This window comes from Paenibacillus sp. FSL R5-0470 (assembly GCF_037975205.1).
GTDB lineage: Bacteria > Bacillota > Bacilli > Paenibacillales > Paenibacillaceae > Paenibacillus_AQ.
On the sequence record NZ_CP150238.1, the window covers coordinates 5,439,614 to 5,460,090 of the forward strand.

The 20,477-nt window shown below is 44.8% G+C and carries 17 protein-coding genes and 1 other annotated feature; of the genes, 1 reads left to right on the forward strand and 16 read right to left on the reverse strand.

Translation table 11 applies throughout. From position 1 onward, the window contains the following. Window positions 1–9 precede the first annotated feature (9 nt). The 9 genes from minD to MKY99_RS24160 form a co-directional block, all read right to left on the reverse strand. Window positions 10–804 carry a septum site-determining protein MinD gene (gene minD / locus MKY99_RS24120; protein WP_042130573.1) on the reverse strand — a complete coding sequence of 265 codons (795 nt, stop codon included), beginning with the start codon at window positions 802–804 and terminating at the stop codon, window positions 10–12. A 5-nt stretch (window positions 805–809) separates the two neighbouring features. Then, a complete protein-coding gene (gene minC, locus MKY99_RS24125; protein WP_042191171.1) occupies window positions 810–1,469 on the reverse strand; it encodes a septum site-determining protein MinC in 660 nt (219 codons plus the stop codon). Between the two features lie 80 nt (window positions 1,470–1,549). Continuing rightward, window positions 1,550–2,080 carry a rod shape-determining protein MreD gene (gene mreD, locus MKY99_RS24130; RefSeq protein ID WP_081383060.1) on the reverse strand — a complete coding sequence of 177 codons (531 nt, stop codon included), beginning with the start codon at window positions 2,078–2,080 and terminating at the stop codon, window positions 1,550–1,552. Continuing rightward, entirely contained in the window at window positions 2,080–2,958 is an 879-nt protein-coding gene (gene mreC, locus MKY99_RS24135; protein ID WP_042191173.1) for a rod shape-determining protein MreC, read from the reverse strand. Before mreC ends, mreD begins: the two co-directional genes overlap by 1 nt. Before the next feature lie 62 nt (window positions 2,959–3,020). Next, window positions 3,021–4,055 (reverse strand): rod shape-determining protein, encoded by a 1,035-nt coding sequence (locus tag MKY99_RS24140; protein WP_042191174.1) that lies wholly within the window; start codon window positions 4,053–4,055, stop codon window positions 3,021–3,023. A 39-nt stretch (window positions 4,056–4,094) separates the two neighbouring features. Beyond that, window positions 4,095–4,784 (reverse strand): DNA repair protein RadC, encoded by a 690-nt coding sequence (radC, locus tag MKY99_RS24145; protein ID WP_042191176.1) that lies wholly within the window; start codon window positions 4,782–4,784, stop codon window positions 4,095–4,097. 24 nt (window positions 4,785–4,808) lie between these two features. Beyond that, the gene (locus MKY99_RS24150; protein ID WP_042191178.1) at window positions 4,809–5,405 is read right to left on the reverse strand and encodes a Maf family protein; all 597 of its coding nucleotides are present in this window, start codon (window positions 5,403–5,405) and stop codon (window positions 4,809–4,811) included. A gap of 34 nt (window positions 5,406–5,439) precedes the next feature. Further along, complete coding sequence (locus tag MKY99_RS24155) at window positions 5,440–5,685, reverse strand: DUF4321 domain-containing protein (RefSeq protein WP_042191180.1); 246 nt, start codon at window positions 5,683–5,685, stop codon at window positions 5,440–5,442. A 240-nt stretch (window positions 5,686–5,925) separates the two neighbouring features. Beyond that, on the reverse strand, window positions 5,926–7,161 hold the full coding sequence (locus MKY99_RS24160; protein WP_149645994.1) for an SPOR domain-containing protein: 1,236 nt from the start codon (window positions 7,159–7,161) through the stop codon (window positions 5,926–5,928). A gap of 216 nt (window positions 7,162–7,377) precedes the next feature. Here MKY99_RS24160 and MKY99_RS24165 point away from each other — a divergent pair, with 216 nt between their 5' ends. Next, a complete protein-coding gene (locus MKY99_RS24165; protein ID WP_076286493.1) occupies window positions 7,378–8,364 on the forward strand; it encodes a diaminopimelate dehydrogenase in 987 nt (328 codons plus the stop codon). 94 nt (window positions 8,365–8,458) lie between these two features. Here the strand turns inward: MKY99_RS24165 and MKY99_RS24170 are convergent, their stop codons facing one another. The 7 genes from MKY99_RS24170 to MKY99_RS24200 all read right to left on the reverse strand — a co-directional run bounded on the left by MKY99_RS24170 (window position 8,459) and on the right by MKY99_RS24200 (window position 20,145). Continuing rightward, complete coding sequence (locus tag MKY99_RS24170) at window positions 8,459–9,643, reverse strand: glycosyltransferase (protein WP_339266727.1); 1,185 nt, start codon at window positions 9,641–9,643, stop codon at window positions 8,459–8,461. A 335-nt stretch (window positions 9,644–9,978) separates the two neighbouring features. Next, window positions 9,979–11,136 (reverse strand): GGDEF domain-containing protein, encoded by a 1,158-nt coding sequence (locus MKY99_RS24175; RefSeq protein WP_339266729.1) that lies wholly within the window; start codon window positions 11,134–11,136, stop codon window positions 9,979–9,981. 36 nt (window positions 11,137–11,172) lie between these two features. After that, window positions 11,173–12,339: a GGDEF domain-containing protein gene (locus MKY99_RS24180; protein WP_339266731.1), complete on the reverse strand. Its 1,167-nt coding sequence runs from the start codon at window positions 12,337–12,339 to the stop codon at window positions 11,173–11,175. Window positions 12,340–12,620: 281 nt separating this feature from the next. Further along, complete coding sequence (gene murC / locus MKY99_RS24185; protein ID WP_042191191.1) at window positions 12,621–14,000, reverse strand: UDP-N-acetylmuramate--L-alanine ligase; 1,380 nt, start codon at window positions 13,998–14,000, stop codon at window positions 12,621–12,623. Window positions 14,001–14,006: 6 nt separating this feature from the next. Further along, window positions 14,007–15,383: a folylpolyglutamate synthase/dihydrofolate synthase family protein gene (locus MKY99_RS24190; protein ID WP_042191194.1), complete on the reverse strand. Its 1,377-nt coding sequence runs from the start codon at window positions 15,381–15,383 to the stop codon at window positions 14,007–14,009. A gap of 5 nt (window positions 15,384–15,388) precedes the next feature. Next, complete coding sequence (locus MKY99_RS24195) at window positions 15,389–18,088, reverse strand: valine--tRNA ligase (protein WP_339266733.1); 2,700 nt, start codon at window positions 18,086–18,088, stop codon at window positions 15,389–15,391. 62 nt (window positions 18,089–18,150) lie between these two features. Continuing rightward, window positions 18,151–18,433: a binding site (T-box leader), on the reverse strand. 341 nt (window positions 18,434–18,774) lie between these two features. Further along, window positions 18,775–20,145 (reverse strand): LysM peptidoglycan-binding domain-containing protein, encoded by a 1,371-nt coding sequence (locus MKY99_RS24200; RefSeq protein WP_339266735.1) that lies wholly within the window; start codon window positions 20,143–20,145, stop codon window positions 18,775–18,777. Between the last annotated feature and the right edge of the window lie 332 nt (window positions 20,146–20,477).

A 20,477-nucleotide genomic window follows, 5' to 3' on the forward strand; every position in this document is an offset into this window, starting at 1 on the left:
TTTGCAGAATTAAGCCATACCGAAAAATTTCTTGAACTTCTTAAATGCTCCCGGTTTCCGATCAAGCTGCATTAGCGGCACAGCATCACCTAAAATTCTACGAGCAATATTGCGGTAGGCAATAGCTGCTGACGAATCGGGATTCATAACTGTAGGCTCTCCACTATTTGCGGCCTTAATGACCAGTTCATCATCCGGAACAATTCCGATAAGATCAATATTCAACACCTGTAAAATATCCTCAATATCAAGCATATCCCCAGACTTCACAAGACCTGGGCGAATACGATTTACCACCAGCTTTGGCGATTCGACATGTGACTGCTCAAGCAGTCCGATAATACGATCCGCATCCCGCACAGCAGCATGCTCTGGTGTGGTAACCACGATCGCTTTATCCGCACCGGCAATCGCATTGCGGAAGCCATGTTCAATCCCTGCTGGACAATCAATCAAAATATATTCATATTCCTTCTTCAGTTCGAGAATAATATCTTTTACTTGTTCAGGAGTGACGGACGTTTTATCCTTCGTTTGAGCTGCGGGCAACATATACAACTCATCAAAGCGTTTGTCTTTAACGAGTGCTTGATTTAGGCGACAACGACCCTCCGCTACATCCACAAGATCATAAATAATACGATTCTCAAGCCCCATTACTACATCCAGATTACGCAGTCCAATGTCGGTATCGACGAGACATACTTTTTTACCCTGCAGTGCAAGTGCGGTTCCAATATTGGCTGTTGTGGTTGTTTTGCCAACTCCGCCTTTGCCCGAGGTTACGACTATCGCTTCTCCCATGGAGGCTACACCCCTTTAAACACATTTAAATCCTGACGTACTTTGACTAAATTATGAATTTTATCGATTTGCATAGCTCCGTTCGTTAAATATGCAAACTCCATACTGCTTTCTCGGGTTTCCCACTCATCGGGAGGACGACTGATAATATCAGCAATTCGCAGTTGTGTCGGAGACATTAATGAAGCAGCGATAATCGCCTCTTCATTTCCATCTACTCCAGCATGCGCCATACCTCTAAGTGATCCTAGAATATAGATATCGCCTGAACAGGTAATAGTTCCTCCTGGGTTCACATCCCCCAGATATAAAAGATTTCCATCATGGTGCAGCACCTGACCGGAACGAAGAATCCCGCTCATAAGAAACAACGCGTCATTATCCTCACTGCCGGGCACTGGAAGCGCCTCTATGGAACGAATCAGTAGATTTCCCTGTCCCTTCAGAATCTCCAGCACAGCTTCCTTATCTTCCTCAGTTACGGGACGATTGCCCAGCTTAATATCTACATGGACAATCGGTCCAGTCAAAATATTTTGATGGCTGTGCTCCAACTTATAGCGAAGCTCGCTCAGAAGATCTTCGAAGGGACACTTGTCGTCTAGCAGGAATATCAGGCCATCCTTGATGCCCTTAATCCTTACATGCTTGGATTTTACTGTCATATGCCTGGCCCCCTATCCTCATTCATTCGTGCCGGGCCCCTTAAATTCCTGCTTTGTTAAGAAAGAAAATAGAAGCTTCTTTATGCCGCTTCTTCCGTACTCTTCTCTTTCTTGATCAGCTCAAGCTGGCGTCGTAACGGTATGTAGAGGATCAGAGCAATAGCAAAATGAAAGAGCATCGTTGGTAGCATATGATTCAAAATAGCCCAGCTATAAGGCTCCTGATTGAGATTGAATACACTATAAATACCAAATAACACACTATCCTCTAGCAAGCTTCCGAGCAGAATCACAGTCATCATAAGAGGCAGTGGCGCACGCGGAATCTGAAACAGAAGGCCAATTAAATAAGCCGACAGACCCATCGCAAAAGAATGTGCTCCTAGAATTCTGCCATAAAAAACGACATCATGTAATAGTCCGAAAGTTAGGCCCAGTATAAGCGCTGTATGACGATGATGATATACAGCCACGAACAATAGCACAACGAACACTAGATTCGGAATAATTCGCATCTGCCATACATCTGGAATCAGCCAAGGCAGAATGGTTCCCTCCAGAATGAACAAGAGGAACAGTAACAGAACAAGAACAGATCTGCGCATATTCACTATTCAGCACGCTCCTCCGTAAAAACAACAATCAGCTGCTTCCAGTCTTGAAATTCTGCTGAAGGCTTAATCACTGCTGTGGAGGTTAATCCAAATTCACCAACCTCAACGCTTTCAACGGTACCGATGGTCAATCCTCGCGGATACAATCCCCCAATACCAGAAGAAACGATAACATCCTTCGGCGCAATAGGATCACCTGGCGGGATCTTGTTCATCAATAACTTGTTTGTCTTCGGATCATAGCTTTCAATCATACCAAAGGTTTTGCCCTCTTTGTTAATAGCGGTTGCCGCAATTGGCGGCTGAGAATTAGGGTCATTCGTATCCATCATGGTCATCAGCTTCACCGTAGAGGTGAAATTGCTGACTTGACTAATAACACCCACCAAACCATCCACCGAAATCACAGACATATTTGGTCGAACGCCATCTTTAGCACCTAAATCGATTACAATCGTACTATTGCTTGGTTCTGTTGTCTGACTAACCACCTGCGCAATATGGTATTGATATTTATACAATTCCTCCTGAGCTTTCGTGAACTTCAACTGTTCCTTTAACTGCTCATTTTCTACCTGAATGAAATTGTATTGCGCTTTATCACGTGCATATTGGGCGGCTAGAATCTTCAGCTGCTCATTTTCCTTAGAAAGATCTTTCAGATTTCCGATATCTTCAAACAAGCCCGCTACATATCCAGCGGGCTTGTAGAACATTTTTTGCACGAAACCAGTAGTATCTCTAAGAAAGTTCTCCGGCCAGGACAAGGAACTCCTTGATGCCAAGCTGAAGCCCATCACCACAATGAACAGCACCAGTGTAATCAACAGAATAAACAGACGTTTATTGCTTAAGAGTTTAAACAGTTTCAACACCCTCTAACAACAGTATTTCTCCCATAACAGGGGTTGACGTACACAAGTGGCAATACATAGGCTTATCTCTTAGAGCGAAGACTGGAACTGCTGCGACTCTTGAACAAATGGATATTATCAAGCGCCTTTCCTGTTCCAATCGCTACACAATCCAGAGGGTTCTCAGCGACAATAACTGGCATTCCAGTTTCACGCGCAAGCAGTTTATCCAAGTTACGAAGCAAGGCGCCTCCACCTGTCAAGACAATCCCGCGATCCATAATATCTGCTGCGAGCTCCGGTGGACATTTTTCCAAAGTTACTTTAACAGCTTCAATAATAGAACTCACTGTATCGGACAATGCTTCACAGATCTCATCAGAAGTAATTGTAAGCGTCTTTGGCAGGCCTGTAACGAGATCGCGTCCGCGAATTTCCATAGTCTCAGCTTTCTCAAGTGGCAAGGCAGAACCTACATCCATTTTAAGCTGTTCCGAAGTACGTTCACCAATCATCAGATTGTACTGACGTTTGATGTACTGAATGATGGACTCATCCGCTTCATCACCCGCAACACGTACGGAACGACTAGTAACAATACCGCCGAGTGAAATTACAGCAACTTCAGTAGTACCTCCGCCGATATCAACAACCATACTTCCTGTTGGCTCCCATACCGGTAGATCTGCACCAATCGCTGCAGCAAAAGGTTCCTCGATAATGTAAGCTTCGCGAGCACCAGCTTGTCTAGTAGCATCTTCTACAGCACGTTGCTCTACAGCAGTAATGCCGGATGGTACGCAGACCATTACATTAGGGTGACGTTGGAACATAGAACGTTGTTTCTGTGCTTGACGAATAAAATATTTTATCATCGTAGCCGTTGTGTCAAAATCAGCGATAACGCCATCCTTCATCGGACGGATCGCACGAATGTTTCCCGGTGTACGACCGATCATCTTTTTAGCGGATTCACCCACGGCTTCAATCGTCTTAGTGTCAGTGTTAATGGCTACAACGGAAGGCTCTCTTACAACGATCCCCTTACCGCGTACATAGACAAGCGTATTCGCTGTCCCCAAGTCAATTCCTAAATCTTTCGTAAAACTACCCAACATGCTAATTCTCCTTTTCCTAAGTAAATCTTCACATTTATATTACATGTGTCCTTTTTCTTTCAAGCTTACAAAGCTGCTATCACCGATAATTAGATGATCTAACACGTCAATCCCGACAATCTCGCCTGCCTGAAGCAGTCTTGAGGTCAAGGAGATATCCTCAGGACTAGGCGTTGGATCACCACTAGGATGATTATGTGCGCATATGATAGAGGCACTACTACATTTTATAGCTGCTCGGAATACCTCACGAGGATGAACAATCGAAGCATTAAGACTGCCCATAGACAACGTTTCTTGTCCTATCACATGATTCTTCGTATTCAGAAACAAGCAGACAAAATGCTCCTTCTGCAGATAACGCAATTGCTCAGTCAGTATCTCCGCAGCGTCCTCAGGACAACGGATAATGACTGGCATGTTAAACCTGGAGTTCGCAAGGCGCCTTCCAAGTTCGATGCCTGCTTTTAGTTGCACGGCCTTGGCAGGGCCGATACCTTTGATTTCGGTCAGTTCTTCGATGCTAAGGTCAACTAGCCCACGCAGGCCACCGATTTTCCCCAGCATCTGCTGTGCAATATGAATAGCCGATTCACGGCGTGTTCCCGTACGCAGCAGAATGGCTAACAACTCCGCTTGACTTAATGATTCCGCCCCATAATGCATCATGCGCTCTCTTGGTCGTTCTTCATGGGGGAGGTCCCGCAGCATTACTGATTGCGACTCCATCCCTATCCCTCTTTCCCAAGCTTCCTACCGGTTCAATACAGTTATACCGAACTCGGACAGCATTTCGCCAAGAAGCGACAGCGGCAATCCGACAACATTGAAATAACAGCCTTCAATTCGTTCCACCAAGGTTGAGCCAAGCCCTTGTATCGCATAAGAGCCAGCCTTATCAGCGGGCTCTCCCGTAGCTATATAAGCAATAATTTCATTCTCCGTCATTGCTCTCATCGTTACGGAAGTAACACGGTGCTCCACTATAGTCTTTCCATGCGGAAGTCCAATACAGGCTACACCCGTGTATACCTTATGATTCCGGCCCTGAAGTCTGGTAAGCATCGATTTACTGTCCAGCTCGTCCACCGGTTTGCCTAGCACAGTGTTATCTAGTACAACAATCGTATCACTACCAATAATTACTGCGTTACGCTCTCCTGCTGCAGCCACTACAGCCTCTGCTTTTCGAAGAGCCAAACTGCGCACGATTTGCTCCGGAGTAAAGTCCGGTGGTGTGCTTTCGTCCGCTTCGCTGGTAATGACCTCAAAAGGCAAGCCCAGTAAAGACAAAAGCTCTCGTCGACGCGGTGAACCTGAGGCTAAAATAATGTGTTGTGAGTTGTCCACGTTGTAAACGTCCCTTCTTGATCAGTAACGAGAGTTACAGTCTTCGGTACAGCCATACAGCTGTAATAATACCGACGAGACTTAGCATGCACAATTTCAAATGAATAGTGATGTCATAGGTTATGATGTCCAAATCGGCTCGCGGAGACCACTTAAGCACAGTCGATGTTGTTAGAAAAGAAAGAGCCTTTACCGGCTGCAGTAGCTTGGCGATCCAGGCTCCAGCCAGCCAGCCTAGAATTAGAAATAACAGCAGTGTTCCTACATTTTTCTTCTTCATCTCAGTCTTCCCTCGCCATTTTTTGACACCCTAATTATTATACGGTGAAATTGTGATCAATACAAACGTAAAATCCCTTACGGTAATGTTTACCACCATTTGCACTAAAAGTTGCGGAGCGATACCATCCTCCGTATCAATTATAGTTTAAGTTATATAGGGATAATTTCCTCTTTCGCGCCAAAACAGCAAGCCCCCACATCTGGAGGCTTGCTGTTTTTAAAGTCAACAATCTATCAGTTAATTCATTGCAGTTAGTAGCTGTTTCTGGCTAGTCAAAAAGCTCAGCATCGATTCTTGCACTTCCCAAAGTAGGCCCTGAGCCTTGTTCTTGTTATATTCACTCCAGGCTGATATCCCTTGGCTCATTGATTTCTCTAACGCTGCGCAAATGCTTTTGGCTTCAGGAGATACGCCTTGTTCCAGCACTTTTACTGCTTCATTCCATTGCAGATGGAGATCACTCACAGCGGAGGTATTTGCTGTCGTACTAGTTTGGCCAGCGCTAAGTAAAGAAGCAGATTGACTGCTTAGTTCACTGAGCAGTTGCCCACTCACGGAGAAATAGTTCTTCACTTCCTCTGCATTACCGGTATAGACAAGCTGTTCAGCCCCGGGAAGTGCCACCTCTCTCACATACAGCTCAATACCCTGATTCTTTAGTCCGCTGCTAAGTAGCTTGGCCTGTTCACGGTCGGATGATATTCCAGCATACACACGATTGCCGTCGGCAGGATCCATACCCGCGGCCAAACCTGCAGTTAACAGCTCCTGACGAGCCTCTTCAGCGCCTGCAGGTGTACTGAATACTCCGTACTGCAGCAGATAATAGCTTTGCGCAGCTACTTGAACTGGGATGGTGTTCTTCCCTGCATTTTCAGTACCCGTCACTGGTAATCCTGATGTACCTACACCTGCCGGATCTTTAGCTCCACTGGACTGCACTGAAGTAGCCGCCATGTCTGCTGTCCCATTTCCAGAGCTACTGTCCATATTCCCTCCGTAAAAGAAAGAAAGTGCAGCATAACCAAGCAGTACCCCTGTGCCGATGGCTCCCGTAACAGAAAGAGCTAATTTCCACCAATACGAAGGACGTCGAGTATGATAAGAGCCTCCGTAACTGCCAGAGGATACATTCTCTAATTTATCCCTGCTATCCGAAACCATATCTGACAGAAGATACGATTGCTGTGTATATCTAAAATCCTTATCCTGTTCGTCCCATTCTTCCTGGCGTGGATCTACAGTACCCGAGTAATAGTCATAGGAATCTTCCGGTGGTGCCTCATGCGTGGAACGAAAATCAGGCTCATAAAGCCATGTTTGCTGTGCTGGACCTACCTCTTGACGCAGTCCCTCAGCGTACTCTTCAGCTGTGCCCAATCCGCCATTTGACCAGCGCTCCACCACTTTAGGCTTTGGTTTAGGCTCGTCCTTGTTCACGTCAAATCGGAATGTCATTCTTCCGTTATTCAACAGTTACACCTCACCTCATCTAATCTATAAGTAAATATATGATAGACAATAGAGAGATATGCTATTTTTAAGCCATAGGAATTATGAAAGATTATGCAGATTCAGTTTACATTACATGTACCTTTTATATACTATATAAAAAGAGCTAAAAGTGTACACTATACTAGGTAAGCTAGAAATGATGCTTTAGTTCACTACTGATTAGGAGGGCTTCTTCTGAAACAAAAAATTCAAGCAGCTATTGTAGGCTACGGAAATTTAGGAAAAGGTGTACGTAAGGCTATCAACCAAAGTGAAGATATCGAGCTAGTTGCGATCTTTACGCGCAGAGAACCTGGACAACTGGAAGCCGGAGAAGCCGGTGTGAAGTTCGAACACATCTCTGCCGTCGAACAATATAAGGGTAAAGTGGATGTTATGATTCTATGCGGAGGATCGGCTACCGATCTGCCAGAACAAACACCAGCCATTGCCCGGATGTTTAATACCGTGGACAGCTTTGATACTCATGCCAAAATCCCCGAGTTCTACGAGACTGTTGACGCCGCAGCTAAACAAGGTGGAACACTCAGCGTAATTTCTACTGGTTGGGATCCAGGCTTATTCTCAATGAATCGTCTGCTCGCTGAAGCTATTCTTCCACAAGGTAAAGAATACACCTTCTGGGGCAAAGGCGTTAGCCAAGGCCACTCCGATGCGATCCGCAGAGTAGATGGAGTTAAAGCTGGTGTACAATATACCGTTCCAGTACAAGAGGTTATTGAGGCCATTCGCGCTGGTGAAACACCAGAGCTTACCACTCGCCAAAAACACCTTAGAGAGTGTTTTGTAGTGGCTGAGGCAGGGGCAGATCAAGAACGCATTCGTGCAGAAATCGTGAATATGCCGAACTATTTTGCAGATTATGATACTACGGTTACTTTCATCACTGAAGAAGAATTGGCAGCTCAGCATAGCGGAATTCCGCACGGCGGGTTTGTTATTCGCAGTGGTGTAACAGGGGAAGGTACGAAGCAGATTGTTGAATTCGGTCTGAAGCTGGAGAGCAATCCAGAATTTACAGCTAGTGTTCTCGTGGCCTATGCCAGAGCCGCTCAGCGTATGAGTCAAGAAGGACAGAGTGGAGCGCGTACAGTATTCGATATTCCACTTGGAATGTTGTCTCCGAAATCTCCAGAAGAATTACGCCGCAACCTGCTGTAAAATCATACAAAAATGAAAAAACCGCGTAGGACCTTAAAACGTCCCTCGCGGTTTTTTTAAAATACTGTAGGCAGAGCCTTCTCGGGCGTACCATTTACACAAGACTAAGAATCTTATTCTTCACATAATTCACTTCGTAATCCTTCAACAATGTGCGATGCGCCCGATCAGCAATAATCGTTGCCATCTCAGGATTCTTTAACAACGTTATTACGCTAACAACAACATCAACTGAGGTATTAGCAAGCAAAATATTACGGTTATGCTCACAGTTCAATCGCTCGCATACTATAGAACTTGTAACCACCGGCGTTTTGAGTGCCCATGATTCCAGAATATTTCTGGAGACTTCACAACCTTCAAGGATAGGCACAAGTACCGCTTTAGCACGACGTATATAATCAGCAGATGGTTTCAAAGGTCCAGTGATAATAACTGATACATCATCCTTTACAAGCGACAATACATCCGTATGAACCTCATGACTGGTGATGTAACACTTGATATCAGGCACTTGTTCTTTAATCAAAGGGTAGCTTTTCTTAAAGAAGTTTTGGGCAGCCTTAATCCCCTGTCTGGTGTTCATATTCCAGTGCAGAACCATTGAATTTTCTTTTGCAACAGGCTCAGTAAAAGTGTCGTATTCATTCATTTTTATGAAATGAGGAACAACATGAACTTTACGGGCATCCGCAAAGGATAGAGATTTGAATGAAAGGGCATCCCATTCCGAGGTTGCCAAGAGTACACCCGTTTTATTCATTAGTCTCCGCTTATTCCGCCGAACCAAAGCCTCATTTAGTTTATAATAAGGATTACTGCTGCTCGGCTTCCCAATTTCTTTTCCAACGGCAAGCCCGCTCTCAAAACGATACGTATCTGTAATAATACTGGCCTCAGGAAGCAGATTACGAACCATATCAATGCAATTTCCCAGCAAGCTATGCGATATAAATACATGTCTGTAATTATTCGATCTACAAAGCTCCATGATGGTACTCTTCATGTCTTTCTCCGCATGACTCCGATTAGTGAAATTCCGTAATATATGTAAGGGACGCAGCATAGATCTCCACGAGTTAATGCACCCGTTAATGTAATGAACCGTTAGTGCAGTTCCATCATTTGTAGACATATCCTTGTGCGTACTGGCATACGTCAGCAAATCAACATCAAATTTCCCTAGCAAAATCTCGAGAATACTCCCTGTTCTCATTTCTCCTTCTAGATCCTCTGCGCTTTGATTCTGTGCTGAAAGGAACAGCATTCTTTCTCGCATGACTCTGGCTCCTTGAATTTTTATATAAATTCTCTCTACTTATCACTGCAACTTTAGATGCAGTTCAATAGTAACTCATTTCACATAAAATTTTTGTCGATTTATAGGGAAACCTTTAAAATTTTTATATATTTTCATGCTTTATTCGAAAATCATTGCGATAAACCTATATATATCGCTATTTTTTTGAAGATTCAAGCAAAAAAACTACTTTTCCAGTAATACATGAACATGAATTTTCTATTCCAAAATTTTATACTCGTTAGGTATTCTGAACTATTCCCTATGCAAACAAAAAAGTGTCTTCCTCATCTAATGACGAAAGGAAGACACTTTTATATTTCGTAGCTTCTAACAACGCAGTTCCGACCCTTTTTCTTAGCTTGATACAATGCATTATCACAAAGTTTGTAGAGATTATTTAGTGAAAAGCGTTCGCCCGATTCTATCGTGATGACTCCAATACTTATCGTGTAGTGCAGCGGTACGCCATGAATCATAGAACCTATAACAGCTGTGCGCATTCCTTCAGCAATAACATCACTACTCTTCTCATCGGCTCTGTGCAGGAGCACTGCGAACTCTTCTCCCCCAAATCTTCCGATCAGATCACCATGGCCAAGCTGCTGCTCTATTTTAGACGCCAAATCAGTTAGTACTTGGTCACCTGTATTATGGCCGTAATTATCATTTATGCTCTTAAAGTGATCGACATCCAGCAGTAAAAAAGAATAGGGCAGTTTCTTCATCGCTGAAGCAACTATTAAAGGCCGAGCACGCAGAACGAACGACCTGCGATTCAAAATACCGGTCAACTCATCATAAGTTGCTACCCGCTCCATTTCTGCAAAGGAATCTTCTCTATAAAGCAGCATAATTCCCGCGGTTCCTAGAAACATATACAAATAAATCCCGAGATAAAAAAACAAATAAAGAAATTGTGCAACTTGTGTATTGATTCCTAATACGGAATACAGCGGTTCTAAGGCTCTCCCCGCCAACGATAAGATAACAAGACAATATAGCAGTCCCATTATTATTTGTAGCGAAGTCTCCATGACCTTCAGACATAGTATATAAGCAGGATAGGCTATAATCAGAACTCCAGCCAGACAAGCGACTGGAACAACGAGAGGATCCTTTGGCATCAACAAATACATAAGCACCACAACTAGAATGGATACTCCGAATAATATAGAATAATATCTCTCCACTTTGCTCCCGAATACTCGGAGAAGCATTAGAAGCGCCAAGCTTTCGAGCGTGCCTCCAGCCAGAGCAAGAAGTGCTATGATCGGTAGACTAAGTGGTGTATCTATAAAATCCTTCAGTAATAAGAGGATCAAGGCTGCTAGTTGCAAATATTTTGCTGTGATAAACAATGAAGAAGTCTGTTCCTGCGGATAACGCAAACGATACACCACGATAAGCAGCACCGTGAACGATTGCCACAAAAAGAGACACACCAGCAGTGTCTGGAGATCCAGATGCATATAAGTGAAGTTCACCTCCCCTAGTATTCCTGACTCTCAGTATACATATCGGTATCTGATGACTCTATTTCTTCCCTCTTGTTTGGCCTGATATAATGCCTTGTCGCTTAGCTTGTACAAATTATTTATCGAAATCTCCTGATCTGGCATGATCGTAATTACACCTATACTAACTGTGTACCCCTGTTGAACCTTATTAGTGGAAGTATTCATTATCGCCTCACGAAGCGCTTCAGCTTTCTGGTCGCAGCTCTGCTCATCTACCCCACAGAGTATGACTGCGAATTCCTCGCCCCCTAGTCTGCCAAACAAATCGCCATTTCCGAGATTATTTTTAATCGTCGATGCGAACTCTTCCAGCACAATGTCACCGGTATCATGACCATAAGTATCGTTGACCTGTTTAAAATAATCCAAATCCAATAGCAAAAATGAGAAGTACTCCTGCGCTCGAAATGCCTTTTCAAGCTTTATCTCCGCTTCCTGAAGAAATGCTCCACGGTTTAGGATCCCCGTCAAATCATCATAACTGGCTATTCTTTTTAGTTTGACGAAGGAATGCTCATTTGAGAGAAGAATATAACCGGCAGCCCCTACGATAAATAATAAATACATCCCCAAATAATACAAATATTGCGTGAGATTTGTTGAGAACACATTCATCTCGGGCTCCCAAATCAATGCAACAAGCGCCCGCATCAGCATAATCGCTGCAAATACATAAAATAATACGCCTAATATTTTTTGCAGAGGGGTAGCCTTTTTATTCACAGTTAGATGATAAGCTGGATAAACTATAAATAGTATAGACCAAAGTGAAGTACAAGCGATGCGCAAGTTGGAATGATTAAAAAATAATGCGATGATACTAAAACTAATTATGCTCAATACCGAAAGGATGATGTAATATCGCTTTATTTTTGGCCCCAGTACTCCCATCATCAGCAGTAACGCTGTAATTTCTAGACAGCACCCTCCAAGGATTAGAGCATTGCTAAGCGGAATGGACAACGCATGAGGGAGATAATCCCATAATAAAATCGAACACCAAAAGAGTAGCTGCACTTCCTTTGATCGGATGAACAAGGTGGAGGCTGTATCTTTAACAGCGGTACTTCGATAATTGGTTATAAGCAGTAATATAAATAAATTTCCGAAAATAAACAAATAAATCAGTGTTCTAATTTCAAGCAGGGAGCTCATACGTCACCACCTATGCGAAAATATCCCCACAAAGTGCGGCTTTGCTTCGATGCGTACTCGGGTACTTTGTGGGGATCCCAAATATACGTTGAAAAATCGATCCTCTTCTGACAGCACTATAGCACTTTATAACTATATCAGTAAATACGTTAACAATACCAAAAAAACACTTCCCTCTAAACTCCCTTCAGATAAACACAAGGATTATCTGAACGAAATTTTGGGGAAGTGCTATTGAATAGAGAATATAAATATCCTCGAATTAGCCTCAATTTGTAAACTTAATGCTTCTTCTTCAACCCGTCTGCCAGTGCGTATCCGACCTTCCAGATATCGCCTGCGCCCATCGTAATCACCAGATCACCTGGAGCAATACGAGGTGTCAGATCAGCTAGAACATCTTCTTTGGTTGGCAGATGTCTCGCGCCCGCATTACTGTTCTTAACGATTAGCTCAACCAGCTTCGCAGAAGTAACACCTTCGATCTGTTTCTCTCCAGCCGGAGAGTAAATATCGGTGATGATGACTTCGTCGGCTTCGCTAAAGGCACGGCTGAAAGCATCTAACAGGAAGAAAGTACGTGTATAGCGCTGAGGCTGGAATACCGCAATAATCCGTTTTCCTGTTGCCTTGGCAGCACTGATCGTTGCCTGAATCTCTGTAGGATGATGCGCATAATCATCAATGACCAGAATGTCATTGACTTCTCCGAGCACTTGAAAACGGCGCTTCGCACCATGGAATTTCACAATCGCTTCAGCGATTTTCTCGAAAGAAATCCCTGATTTCAAACAAGCGATTACCGCTGCCATTGAATTGTAAAGATTGTACTGTCCGGGAACGGAGAGTTCAATCCGTCCAAGCACTTCTCCATTATGATTCATCGTGTACGATACTTGACGATCGCCTAGAACGATATCAGTGGCAATATAATCTGCAGTGTTCGACTTGATGCCATAAGTAATCACCTTACCTGTTACTTCAGGTAAAAGAGAGATCACATTCTCGTCATCAGCGCATACTATAGCAGTTCCATCTTCGCGCGTTTGGTTCATGAACTGCACGTATGCAGCTTTAAGACGGTTAAAGTCTCCGTCGTAATTTTCCAAGTGATCCGCTTCAACATTCGTAACGATCCCAAGCCAAGGGTGATAGTGCAGGAAAGAGCCATCACTCTCATCCGCTTCCGCTACTACAAACTCACCTTGTCCCGCCTTTGCATTCGTACCTACATTCATAATCTCTCCACCGATAATATACGTTGGATCAACGTCGCACTCTTCCATCACAAGTGCAATCATGGAGGATGTGGTAGTTTTCCCGTGTGCTCCAGCAACGGCTACCCCTTTACGTTCATTCAATAAACGGGCTAACATTTGCGAACGATGCAGAATTGGAATCTTAAGACGCTCAGCTTCCACCCATTCCACATTATCACTAGACAAAGCCGTAGAGTATACGACTAGATCCGCACCTTTTACTTGTTCTGCTGTATGCCCGATATAAATCTTGGCACCTTTAGCAATCAATTTATCCGTTAATTCTTGGGCAGCCACATCGGAGCCCGTAACTGTATATCCCATTTCTAGCATTACCCGGGCAATCGCGCTCATTCCGTAGCCGCCGATCCCTATAAAATGCACACGTTCAGTAGTATCCAACAGTCGTCACCAGCCTTTTTCAGTATCGGGTTGCTGCAAAAGTGTACCGCGTACGTCAGAGATTAAATACAGCGTACCAGATACGACGGCAAGGTCATCCTCCGCTGTAATCGACTTCAGTAGCTGCAGCGCTTTTCCCCAATTATGTTCTACTATGATTGCCAAGTTTTCCTTGGCATATTTCTCCCGCAGACTTTCTGCGATAACTTGCAGATTCTCCGCGTCCATTTTGTTCTGGAAATCCGGTTCGGTCAGGATGAGCGTATCCACTATAGGCAGTATATGCTTAAAGTAGGATTCATGATGCTTATTTGACAGCATTCCCATAAGTAAATTTAATTTACCGTATTGATAGAGCTGAGGCAGACTTTTTGCAAGACTCTCCGCACCTTCCGGATTATGTGCTCCGTCCAGTACAATCCTTGGAGACTTGCTTACCTCTTCCAGCCTTCCAGCCCAGAATGCGTGGCGCAAACCTTCAAGCACATCTTCATCCTCAAGCATAAAGGCCATATACTGACGCAGAACCTCAAGTACCATCATGGCAGCTGCCGCATTGCTAATCTGGTGCTCGCCTTTCATTACGATCCCAAGTTCAAGCGAACGAAAGGGACCCTTAAAATGAAAAGTCTGCACATCCTCACGGATTTCATTAGCCTCATAGCTAAAATCTTCTCCGGCAAGATAAAGAGTAGAGCGGCAAGCCGCTGCTTTCTCTTTCAGAACCGCTACGACTTCCGGTTGAGTTACGCAGCTAACAACAGGTACGCCCGTCTTAATAATTCCGGCTTTCTCCATTGCAATCTTCTCTAGCGTATCTCCCAAAATATCCATGTGATCATGACCAACATTAGTAATCACAGAAACAATCGGAGTCACGATGTTCGTTACATCCAGCCTTCCCCCAAGCCCGGTCTCCCATACGACAACATCAGGACAAGAGACGCCCGCAAAAAATAGAATGGCTACAGCTGTAGTTACCTCGAACATCGTAGGTGAGCCAAACTCCGTTTCCGAAATTTCTTGGACTAGTGGACGCAATTGGTTAACCAGCTCGACAAGCGTTTCTTCAGAGATGTCCGTATTATTATATTGGAACCTGTTCGTGAACTTTGTAATATACGGAGATGTAAAGGTGCCTACTGAATAGCCGCTTTGTATAAGTGCACTAGTCAAAAAAGCACAAGTTGAACCTTTGCCGTTCGTACCCGCCACATGAATAAACTTCAGCCGACGGTGCGGATTTCCCAGCTTGTCCATCAACATCTCGATTCTATCTAAACCTGGCCGTATCCCAAAAGGGATTAGGCTCTTGATCCAATCAACCGCTTCGGTGTATGTCGCAAGAGGGGCGGTACTTCCGCCCCGATTTAGGTCATCCATGTCTCTTATCCTCTCAGCTCTGCGATGCGGGCAAGTACTTTCTCACGTTTAGCAGAATAATCTGCCTGCTTCGCCCGTTCCTCTTCGATAACTTTAGCAGGAGCTTTGGCCACGAAGCCTTGATTGCTCAGCTTTTTCTCTACGCGTTCTACTTCGCTGTTCAGCGTCTGCACTTCTTTTTCCAGACGAGCGATTTCTTGTTCAATATCAATGAGTCCCGACAATGGCAGAAGCAGTTCTGCTCCTGTTACTACAGCGGACATTACCTTATCCGGCGTTTCTGGATTCAGGCCAGATTCGAAGGAAGACGTATTACAGAAGCGTCCAATGTAGTTGTCGTTACGGGTGATAATACTCAGCGTCTCTTCATTACCCGCTTTGATGATCAATTCAACCTTTTTGCTCATCGGTACATTCACTTCAGCCCGGATATTACGAACGGCCCGGATTACATCCATCAGCAGGTTCATTTCCGCTACGGCTTGCGGATTCTCCAGAGCAGCATCATACTCCGGCCATGCAGCCAGCGTAATCGTCTCCCCTTCATGCGGAAGGTGCTGCCAGATTTCTTCCGAAATAAACGGCATAAACGGATGAATCAAGCGCATTGTACGGTCTAGTACATAGGCAAGTACAGACTGTGTCTTCGCTTTGGCTGCGGCGTCTGATCCGTAAAGTGACAGCTTCGCGAACTCAATATACCAGTCACATAGATCGTCCCAAATGAAGTTGTACAGCTGGCGACCGGTCTCACCGAACTCGTACGAGTCAATTAGACGCGTAATCTCACGAGAAGTTTCGTTCAGACGGTGCAAAATCCAGCGATCAGCAGTACTTAGCTCACCCGAAATGTCAATATTTTCAAATCTTACGCCTTCCAAATTCATCAACGCGAAGCGTGATGCATTCCAGATCTTATTGGCGAAATTACGTGCCTGCTCAACCTTTTCCCAACGGAAGCGTAGATCCTGTCCAGCTGTACTTCCGGTAGAAATCATGTAACGCATTGCATCTGCGCCATACTTCTCGATTACTTCAAGAGGGTCTACGCCATTCCCGAGTGATTTGGACATTTTTTGACCTTCGGAATCCCGTACCAAACCATGCATCAATACATCTGAGAAAGGTTTTTCTCCGGTAAATTCAAGAGCTGAGAAGATCATCCGCGCTACCCAGAAATAAATAATATCGTAGCCTGTTACGAGCACATCGTTCGGATAGTAGCGTTTGAAATCTGCACTGTTCTCATCTGGCCATCCTAGTGTGGCAAAAGGCCACAGATTAGAGCTAAACCAGGTATCCAGTACATCTTCGTCCTGTTTCAAGTCGGTTAGACCACTGATCCGGCGCGCTTCTTCCTCGTCATTTGCCACAACCAATTCACCAGTAGACTCGGAATACCATGCTGGAATACGATGTCCCCACCACAGCTGACGGGAAATACACCAATCACGTACGTTCTCGATCCAGTTCAGGTAAGTTCTCTCGAAGCGGTCCGGTACAAAGTTAACCCCGTTCCCATCCTTCTGTGCATTGATGGCAGCTTCAGCGAGTGGCTGCATCTTCACGAACCATTGTGTGGACAAGTACGGCTCAACAACCGCTCCAGAGCGTTCACTGTGTCCTACTTGATGCACATGATCTTCGATATTGATCAGCACACCTTGCTCCTTCAGGTCAGCAGTAATGGCCTTACGACATACACTCCGGTCTTGACCTTGGTAAGGTCCTGCTTCTTCATTCATCGTACCGCTCTCATCCATTACGTTAATCTGCGGTAAATTGTGACGTTGACCCATCTCGAAGTCATTCGGATCATGAGCTGGTGTAATCTTAACCGCACCACTACCAAACTCTTTGTCTACATAATCATCAGCGATAATCGGAATCTCACGGCCAATAATCGGCAGGATCAACGTTTTGCCGATCAGATCTTTATAACGATCGTCTTCCGGATGAACAGCAACCGCTGTATCACCCAGCATGGTCTCCGGACGTGTGGTCGCTACTGTAATAAATCCGCTACCGTCTTTGAGCGGGTAACGCAGATGATACAAGTGACCATTAACTTCTTTATATTCAACCTCGATATCCGACAATGCTGTACGAGCCGCCGGGTCCCAGTTGATAATGCGTTTGCCGCGGTAGATCAAGCCTTTATTATAGAGCTTAACGAATACCTCGCGTACAGCTTTCGACAACCCTTCATCCAGGGTAAAACGTTCGCGGGAATAGTCAAGGGAAAGCCCCATCTTAGCCCACTGCTCATGAATGGTGTTCGCATATTTATCTTTCCACTCCCACACCTGCTCCAGGAACTTCTCGCGGCCGAGATCATGTCTAGAAATTCCCTGCTCACGCAGCTTTTGCTCTACCTTTGTCTGCGTTGCGATACCGGCATGGTCCGTACCTGGTAGCCACAACGTGTCGAAGCCTTGCATCCGTTTTGTACGAATCAGGATATCCTGAAGCGTAAAATCAAGCGCATGACCAATGTGCAGCATTCCCGTTACGTTTGGCGGCGGGATTACAATGCTGTATGCTTTTGCATCTGGACGCCCGCCTGCACGGAAATATCCACCCTCTGTCCAATAGGAATACCACTTGGTTTCTGCCGATTTCGGATCATACGTGGTTGGCATTTCATTCTTAGAATCATTTGCAGCGGCAGCATCTGCCGCTGTTAGATTGTTTTGGTCAGCCATTCTCTGATACCTCCACTTGGTTACTTGTAGTTGGTTTCTAAAAAACAAAAAGACCCCTCGTCTCAAAGGACGAAAGGCCATTCTTTCGCGGTACCACCTTTGTTTCGCGCCAATGAAAAATAAACCTGCACTTCTTTCACCTTACGGTTCAGAAGCTTAGCGCGACACTCGTACAGATAACGGCTGCTACCGGCCACATCCTAACTTATCTTTCATATCATGAAGACAAGCTCAGAAGGGCGACTCCGGGGCGACTTCGGTGGCTGTATCCTACGGAATGTCACAGCACTTGCATTCCGCTCTCTGAAGGGCTGACCGCCTACTCTTCCCGTTCCCAGTCTTTACTTAGATATTGCTTACTCCATAATACATTTTGAGTCATCCCTAGTCAACCTGAATAGGCTTCTACAGCGGGACTTTAAGCGGAATTTCGACTTATAGCGTGCATATGTCGAATTTTCATTCGATTCATCACTCTGCGTTGGTTAGATACCCCACATTCTAACGTTCTCCGGTCACACAAGAATAAACGCCTTCGACATCCTTTTACGGAGGGTAAGCGTTTATTTGAGAAATATAAGGATAATGTATAACGTGAAACTTATATATTCTTATATTTGACAAAAATCCCGATCTACTATCAGATCGGGATTCACCTATTCATATGAGTACGCATTGTAATTCAATTACGGAATGTACAACACTTGCCCTTCTTCTACACTCTGCCCAGACAATCGATTATACATTCCCAGCTCCCGCGCACTTAGCTGATATTTCTCTGCGATTGTATCCAGCGTTTCTTCACGCTGCACGATGCAAAGGCGAACCTTACGGAATAGGTTAGCGCCATCTGCTCCAGCAATGAATCTGCTCTTCCACTCCGTATTATTTCCGGCCTCTGGAATGATCGCTGCAGCCGATGCATTTCCTTCAGATAGGAGAGCCTCTTGTTCTTTACGAGAACGACTAGAGCTGAGTAATGAAGAGAAGGTGAGATGTTCTTTGACTGGAGCCTCAGCATCTTTCTTGCTTCCTAGCGCAATCTTAAGATCTTGCTTCTCCTCTGACTGTGGCACAGTCTCTTGAGAAACAAAAACTTCATTCGTATTCTCGTGGATCGGCTGAGCATTCTCTTCTTGTGCATGAAGCTCATTATTGGCCTCGTTTTCCGAAGCGAATACGGCAATATCTTGATCCACATCAGCATTAGCTGCTGGAACAGCGGTTTCTCTTGAAGCAAAAGTATATTCAGCTTCTTGCTCCTGATCCGCTTGACTCGCCTGGCTAACTTGATTCAGCTGAGTGGCCTCAGCTTCATTCTGTGACTCAGCTTTAAACCAGTAATCCGTTATTCCTGCTTTGGAATCCTCTGTTTGCGAATCCAGACTATGCGTCCGAGCTTTCGCGCCCTTGTCCTTCTCATGAGCGGATGAGAAATTCACTATAGGGGACGAATGACCAGCTCCACTTGAGACCAGTGGAGCCTCTGATGCGTCTGCATTAGCTTCAGCATGCTCATGTTCTTCTACGGCAACCTCCGATGCATCCTCGCCAAAGGTCCACTGTGAATTTTCATAAAGTGCATCAGTTTCGTGTTCTTGGTTCACTGCAGATACTTCGATTACCCTGTCATCACTGAGAGGGGAATAGGCAACTGTGTACTCTTCCTGCTGCCAGGCCGGTTGTGGTTGAGGCTCCGCACCACCGATTCCCCGCAGTGATAATACGCCTGTTATATTCACTGTGCGCATCGTGAGCAGATCAATATCAAAATTCTCGATCTCCACCCCAATATCTTCAATCGAGCTGACGCGTGTAAGCGGAACAGTGATTTCAACGGGAATGGCGTGCTCCAGACGTTGTGTTCGGTCATCTTCGCTCCGGTAGAGTCCGGTAAGCAACAGCTGACCATATAACTCGGCACGATCCTCCCGCTGAATCACCTGGATTTCCGGAAGTAGTTCAACCTCCTCCAGCTCAGCTATTCCCGGAAGCTCTTCCGATAGGTGAATGCGTTCATAAATATCAAACCGCAAGCCGTGGGACTGATCAAACACGGGATATGTCCTCCTTCTTGGCATAATCTAACCCTGAGACAGGCCCAGAGCATAAGCCCAAAATGTTACTCCCCACATGTATATGCTTCAAACAGAAAGGCATGACAACTTTGGTAGCACTAACCGGACAGGATGCTATTAATTTCATAAATTCAGGGACTATTCGAACCTATCTGCCGGCCAATAGATGAATTACTCCGCATGAACAAAGTATTATATGCTGCTTTTGCTATTAGGACATAGATAGATGCTTCTTTCTGAAAAAACAGAAAATTATATACCCTACGAAAATATAGATAAAAAAAGAACCGTAATACCAGCATTTGCTGATA

What these genes read in the sequence shown, in the direction of transcription:
- minD (WP_042130573.1), bottom strand. Translation starts at nt 804, where the DNA reads ATGGGAGAAGCGATAGTCGTAACCTCGGGCAAAGGCGGAGTTGGCAAA.
- minC (WP_042191171.1), bottom strand. Translation starts at nt 1,469, where the DNA reads ATGACAGTAAAATCCAAGCATGTAAGGATTAAGGGCATCAAGGATGGC.
- MKY99_RS24140 (WP_042191174.1), bottom strand. Translation starts at nt 4,055, where the DNA reads ATGTTGGGTAGTTTTACGAAAGATTTAGGAATTGACTTGGGGACAGCG.
- radC (WP_042191176.1), bottom strand. Translation starts at nt 4,784, where the DNA reads ATGGAGTCGCAATCAGTAATGCTGCGGGACCTCCCCCATGAAGAACGA.
- MKY99_RS24155 (WP_042191180.1), bottom strand. Translation starts at nt 5,685, where the DNA reads ATGAAGAAGAAAAATGTAGGAACACTGCTGTTATTTCTAATTCTAGGC.
- MKY99_RS24170 (WP_339266727.1), bottom strand. Translation starts at nt 9,643, where the DNA reads ATGCGAGAAAGAATGCTGTTCCTTTCAGCACAGAATCAAAGCGCAGAG.
- MKY99_RS24175 (WP_339266729.1), bottom strand. Translation starts at nt 11,136, where the DNA reads ATGCATCTGGATCTCCAGACACTGCTGGTGTGTCTCTTTTTGTGGCAA.
- MKY99_RS24180 (WP_339266731.1), bottom strand. Translation starts at nt 12,339, where the DNA reads ATGAGCTCCCTGCTTGAAATTAGAACACTGATTTATTTGTTTATTTTC.
- MKY99_RS24190 (WP_042191194.1), bottom strand. Translation starts at nt 15,383, where the DNA reads ATGGATGACCTAAATCGGGGCGGAAGTACCGCCCCTCTTGCGACATAC.
- MKY99_RS24195 (WP_339266733.1), bottom strand. Translation starts at nt 18,088, where the DNA reads ATGGCTGACCAAAACAATCTAACAGCGGCAGATGCTGCCGCTGCAAAT.